Origin of the sequence: Undibacterium sp. GrIS 1.2 (genome assembly GCF_040544435.1) — a bacterium.
Classification (GTDB): domain Bacteria; phylum Pseudomonadota; class Gammaproteobacteria; order Burkholderiales; family Burkholderiaceae_D; genus Undibacterium.
In genome coordinates this window covers 61,810-70,294 of the sequence record NZ_JBEONP010000027.1, presented here as the reverse complement: position 1 = coordinate 70,294, position 8,485 = coordinate 61,810, and the positions used below count along the sequence as shown (strand labels likewise).

6 protein-coding genes are annotated in these 8,485 nt (G+C 48.5%); 4 read left to right on the top strand and 2 right to left on the bottom strand.

Annotation, left to right across the window (positions count from 1 at the left end):
• Window positions 1–358: 358 nt before the first annotated feature.
• Window positions 359–856: a ribonuclease E activity regulator RraA gene (gene rraA / locus AAKU61_RS13150; protein ID WP_354332886.1), complete on the top strand. Its 498-nt coding sequence runs from the start codon at window positions 359–361 to the stop codon at window positions 854–856.
• A gap of 7 nt (window positions 857–863) precedes the next feature.
• Here rraA and AAKU61_RS13145 read toward each other — a convergent pair whose 3' ends face one another.
• Window positions 864–1,142 carry a cupin domain-containing protein gene (locus AAKU61_RS13145; RefSeq protein ID WP_354332884.1) on the bottom strand — a complete coding sequence of 93 codons (279 nt, stop codon included), beginning with the start codon at window positions 1,140–1,142 and terminating at the stop codon, window positions 864–866.
• Between the two features lie 107 nt (window positions 1,143–1,249).
• The gene (locus AAKU61_RS13140) at window positions 1,250–2,170 is read right to left on the bottom strand and encodes a LysR family transcriptional regulator (RefSeq protein ID WP_354332882.1); all 921 of its coding nucleotides are present in this window, start codon (window positions 2,168–2,170) and stop codon (window positions 1,250–1,252) included.
• Window positions 2,171–2,349: 179 nt separating this feature from the next.
• On the opposite strand from AAKU61_RS13140, the gene metE reads away from it, so the two are divergent.
• The 3 genes from metE to AAKU61_RS13125 all read left to right on the top strand — a co-directional run bounded on the left by metE (window position 2,350) and on the right by AAKU61_RS13125 (window position 8,470).
• Entirely contained in the window at window positions 2,350–4,671 is a 2,322-nt protein-coding gene (gene metE / locus AAKU61_RS13135; RefSeq protein ID WP_354332881.1) for a 5-methyltetrahydropteroyltriglutamate--homocysteine S-methyltransferase, read from the top strand.
• Window positions 4,672–5,059: 388 nt separating this feature from the next.
• Window positions 5,060–5,902 (top strand): TatD family hydrolase, encoded by an 843-nt coding sequence (locus AAKU61_RS13130; protein WP_354332879.1) that lies wholly within the window; start codon window positions 5,060–5,062, stop codon window positions 5,900–5,902.
• Between the two features lie 3 nt (window positions 5,903–5,905).
• A complete protein-coding gene (locus AAKU61_RS13125) occupies window positions 5,906–8,470 on the top strand; it encodes a DNA internalization-related competence protein ComEC/Rec2 (protein WP_354332877.1) in 2,565 nt (854 codons plus the stop codon).
• The last annotated feature ends 15 nt before the right edge of the window (window positions 8,471–8,485 follow it).

The window sequence follows — 8,485 nt, the reverse complement described above, 5'->3', positions numbered from 1 at the left end:
CCAGACAGTGCGCCGGAGCGTGCGGTGGGGCTGGTGGTGAGGTAATCCATCAAATGTATTTCCGTGAACGTGGGCTTGTTGATATTGATAAATTAATGGTAGTAAATCAATGGCAATAAATTAATGTTGATAATTTTATCATGACATTTTATAAAGAAAGAAGGATGGGTGCAAAAAAGTATTTACTCTTGATTCATGCCAGATTTATGCAAAAATGATGAATTGCCGCATAAGTTGTGTAGTATTAAATATACTAATGGTGAGTATATTTAATCGTCCATATGTTTTCTGGTCAAAACGGCATATTTTGTAAAAAATAGGGGGAGTATATGATTTCTATCGATTTTGGGAGAATCAAATGAGTCTGTTAACTTGTGATATCTGCGATGCATATGAAGATAAAATCGCCAGCGGCGAGCTACAAGTTTTTACGCCTATTTTTAAACAATTCGGTCGCAAGACGCAATTTGCCGGACCTGCCGTCACGCTAAAATTGTTTGAAGAAAATGTGCTGGTACGAAATAAGCTAGAAACCCCTGGCAACGGTCGTGTACTGGTCGTTGATGGCGGCGGCAGTCTGCGTTGCGCGCTGGTGGGTGGCAATCTCGCCAAACTGGCGGAGCAAAACGGCTGGGCTGGCATCATCGTCAATGGTTGTATCCGCGATGTGGAGGAGATTAATGCCTGCGAGATCGGCGTACGTGCTTTGGCGGCGTTCCCGGTTAAAAGTGCCAAACGTAATGCGGGGCAACAAGATGTGCGTGTCCGGTTTGCTGGCGTAACCATTGACACTGGTGACTGGATTTATGCAGATGCGGATGGCGTGCTGGTGTCGCCTGTGGCGCTGGAGAATTAATTCGCTTTCAAGCTGCTTTAACCCAAAACACCACGGTTGAAGTTTTCTCTGCAAAGCGTTCCGCATGTGCTACACCGGCGTCAATCACGCACCATTCGCCTGCATGAAACGCTTTTTCTTTGCCGCCACTGGCGACAAACATCGTGCCTTCGGTGACCATGACATAAATCGGGGTTGGATGTGTGTGTGGCTCTCTGGTCTGATGCTCACGCGTTGCAAACGTGACGTCACACTGTTCGCTGGTGATTTTGCTTAAATTGAGTAAGGTGTCTGGAATGTGTGCCATGGTGTTAACTCGCGCAAGGTTGGAGGCAAAAGTGTAGCATCGAGAGACAAACCGGTTTGGATGCTACAAAAATCTCTGCATGGGTAGCGGTATCAAATCAATCGGCATTAAATCAATTCCACGCTCTGCAAATTCAAATAACTGCTTTCTCGTATGGTCTTCACAAAGTCAGTCAAATAGGCTTTATCCGCCAGCTCTGGCAAGCAAGCTGCATATAGTTTGCCGGTCAAGCCATCAGCCGTAATCCGTTTAGGTAAAACATAATCCCGGTTCACATAATTTTGCGCCGCCCAGACGGGTAGGGTGGCGATGCCGCGTTTGCTGGCGACCAGTTGCAACATGGCGACGGTAAGTTCTGTGGTGCGTCTGGCTACTTCTACGCCAGCGGGTTTGAGCACTTGCCGCACGATATCTAGCATCTCATCGGGTACCGGATAGGTGATTAAAGTATCGGTCGCAAAATCTTGCGCCACCAGATAATCACGCGTTGCCAGCGCATGGTCTTTGGCGAGTAGGGCGACAATTTCAAACCGGAATAAAGGGTGGTAGCTGACGCTCTCATCATGATCAATCTCTGCCACAATCGCCACATCGGCACGGTTGCTATACAGCAGGCCAACCGGATCGGCCTGAAATCCAGAGACGATATCCAGATCGACCTCTGGCCAGCGATGACGGAATAAATCCATTGCGGGCATGAGCCAGTCAAAACAGGTGTGGCATTCCACCGCAATCCGTAATTGCCCGGCAACCCCTTGCGCCAGACGCGCCAGATCGCGCTCGGTATTGGCGATTTGTGGTAACACAGCGTCGGCCAGTTGTAGCAGTCGTTCTCCTGCTGGTGTAAAACGTATCGGCGTCGATTTGCGCTCGAACAAGGCGCTGCCGTGGTGCTCTTCCAGCAATTTGATTTGGTGTGACAGCGCAGATTGCGTCACATTTAACAGGGTCGCAGCGCGCAACAGATTGCCAGCCTCACGCAAAGCGTGCAGGGTTTTGAGGTGCCGGACTTCCAGTATTGATTGCATAAGCTTGCTCGGCTATGGATTTTGGTTTGAGTTTTAGTTTGAGTTCGAGTTCGGGTGTGAATTTGATGTTGAAAATCATTTTCACTATGAATGAAATTCAAGTTGATTCTTAAAATTTATCGTTTGAATCATAAACGACGTTGCACCATCATGACAACACTTAGATAAAAGGAGTTGTCATGGCATCAGCACATATTTTGGGATTTCCGCGCATCGGTGCGCAGCGTGAATTGAAATTTGCGCAAGAAGCTTTCTGGCGTAAAGAATTGTCCGAAGCGGCATTGCAAGATATCGGCAGTGATTTGCGGGCGCGACACTGGAGCGTGCAGCAGCAAGCCGGTCTGGACTATGTCAGCGTTGGCGACTTTGCCTGGTACGATCAGGTATTAAATACGCTGGCATTACTGGGTGCTTTGCCGACACGATTTGGTTTTGATCCGCAGGCTTTGTCCTTAGAAAATTATTACAGCGCCGCGCGCGGTAATAGCGCCAATGTCGCGATGGAAATGACCAAATGGTTTGATACTAATTATCATTATCTGGTGCCAGAATGGACTACTGATACCCGCTTTGATGGCGGCGTTGATTGGTTATTTGATGAGCTTGCACAAGCCCAAAAATTGGGACATGTCGCCAAGGTGACGTTGATCGGGCCGATCACTTTGCTCTATCTGGGCAAGATCAAAGGCGACGCAGGTAAACAGCTTCAGCATAAACTTGATTTACTGCACAAGATAGTTCCGGCTTATCAAAAAGTCCTGGCGCGCTTGCAAGCTGCCGGGGTGGAATGGGTGCAAATCGATGAGCCGGTTTTGTCGCTAGATCTGGATCAGCAATGGCAAAAAGCGTTTCAGCCTGCGTATGTCGCGCTGGCAAAGACGGCACCAAAAATTTTGCTGGCAACCTATTTTGAGGCGGTAACAGACTATGCAGATTTATTGCATCAATTGCCGGTAGCAGGCCTTCATCTTGATCTGGTGAGAGCGCCACAACAACTGGCAGACTTTCTAACCAATGGGACGCAAGCATGGCCAAAAACACGTGTTTTATCTGTCGGTGTGATTGACGGTCGCAATATTTGGCGCGCTGATTTGTCTGCTTTACTCCAACAATTGCAGCCTTTGCAAAAACAATTGGGCGATCAATTATGGATTGCATCGAGTTGCTCGCTGCTGCATGTGCCGGTTGATCTGGCGACCGAGACAGCGCTCGATGCTGACTTAAAAAGCTGGCTCGCATTTGCGACACAAAAGCTCGATGAGATCGTCGCCTTAAAACAAGCCTTAAACGGACAAGCAGCCTCGGTCATTGCCCACTTTACTGCATCGCAAATCGCCACCCATAAACGTGCTACCTCGACCCGTATTCACAATCCTTTAGTCAAGCAAAGAGTCGCTGGCGTTACCGCTGCGGACGCAGAACGCCAAAGTGCATTTCCGCAGCGGATTGTAAAACAACAGGCACGTTTTCAACTACCTTTGTTCCCTACTACGACGATAGGCTCTTTCCCACAAACGAAAGAGATCCGGCAAGCGCGCGCTGCTTACAAACGCGGCGATCTCAGTCATCTGGATTATCTTGATGCGATGCGCGCTGAGATCAGTTTGGTAGTGGAGAAGCAAGAGCAATTGGGAATTGATGTGCTGGTACATGGCGAGCCAGAGCGCAACGACATGGTGGAATATTTCGGTGAGCAACTGTGGGGTTATGGCTTCACACAAAATGGCTGGGTGCAAAGTTATGGGTCGCGCTGTGTTAAGCCGCCGTTTATTTATGGCGACGTGTATCGGCCAGAGGCCATGACAGTCGCCTGGAGCGCCTATGCCCAAAGCCTGACGGACAAAACCATGAAAGGCATGCTGACCGGCCCCGTGACGATGTTGCAATGGTCGTTTGTACGCGATGATCAGCCACGCGCCACGACAGCCTTACAAATCGCATTGGCGTTGCGCGATGAAGTCTGTGATCTGGAAAAAGCAGGCATAGGCATGATACAAATTGACGAACCCGCTTTCCGCGAAGGTTTGCCATTACGCAGCCGCGATTGGCCCGCGTATCTGGATTGGGCAGTACGCGCTTTTAAAATCAGCGCATCCGGCGTACCAGACGATACACAAATCCATACCCACATGTGCTACTCAGAATTCAATGATATTTTGCCTTGGATCGCCGCCATGGATGCCGATGTCATCACGATAGAAACCTCGCGCTCAGATATGGAATTGCTAGACGGTTTTGGCGATTTTTCTTATCCCAACGATATCGGCCCGGGCGTCTACGACATCCATTCGCCACGCGTAGCCAAGGTCAGCGAAATACAAAGGCTGCTGCAAAAAGCGCGCAGCGTTTTACCAGACCGCCGGCTTTGGGTAAATCCAGACTGCGGCTTGAAAACCCGCGACTGGCCAGAGACGATTGCAACATTAGAAAACATGGTGCAAGCCGCCAAACTCTTACGAGCAAGCGTAGCGGATCATGAGGAGCATCTGGATTGTTGCTGAGCTAAATTATTGCTGAGGTAAACCTTAGAGAGTTAGAGCTGCCAGAGGTTGCGTTTTTATATCAATCTCTGGTAGTCATCTTGGTGCGGAAGATTTTGCATCTCTCGTCCAATATTACTTTCAATATTAATTCAATATACTCCCCTAATATTTTTTAATAAATGCCGTATTGTCCAATGATTATATGGGCAATATAAATATACCTACTACCAGTATATTTACAATGCTTGTTGCGAAATCGTTAGAAGTTCATTGACGATATGATTTATTTTTCCTCTGGGTATCGATGATTAGTTAGCAAGATCAGGCGGTATAATCCTAGGATGCTCCCAAATCCAATTCATCCTGCATATCAAGATCAAAAGCAAGATCAAGCCAAGGCAATGCCATGTGGATAGACACGCACTGCCATTTAGATGCGATGGAATTCGATGGCGCGTCGCTAGCGGTGGCTGATGCTGCCGCACAAAAAGCCGTGTCGGCGATTGTGATTCCTGCTGTTCATCCGAGTAATTTTGAGGCGGTGACAAGCCTGGCGCAGCAACGCAGCGATTGCTTTTATGCCTTGGGCATTCACCCCATGTATGTACCGACTGCGCAAGAAAGTGATTTGCAGCTATTGCGTGAGAAGGTGTTGACACTTATGTCAAGTGATGTAGGCAACACAGAAGACGGTGCCATAACGCGTTTTGTGGCAATCGGTGAAATTGGCTTGGATTTTTTTGTCCCTGAATTAAGCCAAAGTCCATTACGCGAGAAGCAGGAATTTTTCTATGTCGAACAATTAAAAATCGCCCGTGATTTTGGTTTGCCGGTGTTGCTGCATGTCAGACGATCGCAAGATCAGATACTCAAATATTTACGCAGAATTAAAGTCGTTGGCGGCATTGCGCATGCATTTAATGGCAGCCAGCAGCAGGCGCAGACGTTTGTTGATTTAAATTTTAAATTGGGCTTTGGCGGCGCGATGACTTACACCCGCGCTCTGCAGATCCGGCGCCTGGCAAGCGGTTTACCAATATCTGCCATCGTGCTAGAAACAGACGCGCCAGATATCTCTCCTAGCTGGTTGCACCCAGCGATCAATAGCCCCGCAGAATTGCCGCAGATCGGTGCAGTATTGGCAGAATTGCGCGGGATGACAATCACGCAAATTGCCGCGCAGACTACCGCCAACGCGCTGGAAGTTTTACCCCGGTTGCCGCGCTCACTTCGTTCACTCATAGCTTAAACGATGCGGGCAGCGATCATCAGTTTTGTCATTGGTGTCGCTTGCTTGCAGCAACAGGCGGCGCTGCTGGACAGTTTTGACTTGACTGTGCTGGCGGTGATTAGCCTGATGTGCATAGTGCTCACTTCTTTGCTGAGTCCTGTCATCAATTCATGGCTTTCTGAGCGGATTATTTCTTCAGTTTTTTATCGCGTCTTCAATTTATGCGCTAAGTGTATAGGTGCCGCTGGCTTGGGTTTTGTTTGGGCAAGCGCATTTGCGCATTTTTATCTAGTGCAAGAATTACCCACCGTTTGGGAGGGCAAAGATATTATTGTCGTTGGTACGATAGACAGCTTGCCATTTCAATTTGAACAGGGTGTACGCTTTAATTTTCTAGTAGAGCAAGTTCTTGCTGACAACGATGGAGACGAGCAAAAACCAATCGTGCCATCGAAAATTGCCTTGTCTTGGTATGCGCCACTGAGATCGCCAAATAGCACCGTTGCTGTGGTGCAGCCGGGCGAACGTTGGCGACTGACAGTCCACTTGAAGCGACCGCACGGCAACGCAAATCCTGATTCTTTTGATTATGAGGTGTGGCTGCTGGAGCAAGGCTTACGCGCTACCGGTACGGTACGGAATAACTTGGTAAGTAATAATTTAGCGCTTGCCGATCCTATGGAAACTGATTCTGCACTTACTGATTCGGTGACTAATTCAGTCGCTTATTCAACGATTAACTCTAATCAGCGTATAACGCCATTTGTATGGAGTATTAGCAATCTGGTTGAACGCGGCAGAGCAGCTTTGCGTGCGCGTATCCATGCAGCTTTGCCTGAGCACACTTATGCGGGCGTGCTGGTGGCGTTGGTGGTGGGTGACCAGCGCGAGGTCGCGCAATCTGACTGGAAAGTGTTCAACAGAACGTCGGTAGGGCATCTTTTCTCCATCTCAGGATTGCATATTACTATGGTGGCGGGTTTGTTTGCTGGCTTGATCTATTGGTTATGGCGTCATTCATTTTTTCTTAGTCATGTTTTAAAAAAACCATTATCGATTCGCTTACCTGCGCAAAAAGCAGCGGCATTGGCCGGTGTGTTAATGGCCTTAATCTATGTCGCTTTGGCGGGATTCGGTGTGCCAGCACAACGCACTTTGTACATGCTGAGTGTGGTTGCGTTGGCCTTGTGGTGTGGACGTCTGACGAGTATTTCGCATGTGCTTTGTCTTGCCTTGGGTGTGGTCGTTGTACTTGATCCCTGGGCGGTATTGTGGCCGGGATTCTGGTTGTCATTCGGTGCGGTAGGTATTATTTTATTTGCGTCTGTTGGTCGTGTATCTTCTTCAAAACCAGTCAGCTGGCGTGGTCGTCTATTTAGCATGTTGCGTGCCGCTACCTTCACTCAATATGTGGTGACTATTGGCTTGGTGCCTCTGACCTTATTACTGTTTGGACAGCTATCTTTTGTCGGCCCAGTAGCAAATATGCTGGCGATTCCCTTGGTGAGTTTTATCGTGACTCCGCTCGCTTTATTGGGTAGCGTACTACCTGCACCGATGAGTTCTTGGGTACTGGAGCTTGCGCATATTTGTGTCGAGTTTCTTGCCCGATTTTTAGATTATTTAAGTACTCAAAGTTTTGCGGTATTTACTACGCCAATGCCGCCATTATGGATGGCAGGGATGGCGATGCTGGGTGTTTTGTGGCTACTGGCGCCACGCGGATGGCCTTTGCGCTGGCTGGGTATTTTCTGTTGTTTGCCATTGATCTTTCACCGGGCAAGCCAGCCAGTTGAAGGTGAAATGACGGTAACCGCGCTGGATGTAGGGCAGGGTATGAGTTTGTTGATAGAGACGGCTCACCATCGCTTGCTATATGACACCGGCCCCTCTTATTCGCCCGAGTCGGATGGAGGTAGCCGCGTGATCGTGCCTTACTTGCGAGCGAGGGGTATTTCATCTTTGGATGGTGTGATGATTTCGCATAATGACAGCGACCATTCCGGCGGTGCTTTAAGTATTTTTAAAGAGATGCAAATTGCTTGGGTGAGTAGTTCATTAGCCAGTGATAGCCCTGTGGTTTTGGCTGCCATAAATCATCGTCGCTGTTTAGCTGGGCAGGCCTGGTCTTGGGACGGTGTGGAATTTGAGGTTTTGCAGCCAGCATCAGCCAGTTATGAAAGCCAGAAGTGGAAGCCAAACGCCCGTAGTTGTACTTTAAGAATTTCTACTAAAACCCATTCGATGTTGTTGGCTGGTGATATCGAGGCAATTCAAGAGGATGAGCTGGTGAATAGTATTCCCGCTAAATTGCGTGCCGACGTATTGCTCGCACCGCATCACGGTAGCGGGACCTCTTCTACCCCTGCATTTTTACAGACAGTGCAGCCTCAGTTGGCAGTATTTCAGGTCGGTTATTTAAATCGTTACCATCACCCCAAACCAGAAGTATTTCAACGATATGCCGATTTTGGAATAAAACGTCTAAGAACAGACGAGGCTGGTGCAATCACATTACAATTCGGCACTGAATTGCGCTTTTCTGAATATCGTAGCGAGCATCGTCGTTATTGGTATCAAAGGTGATTGCCCTACCTACCG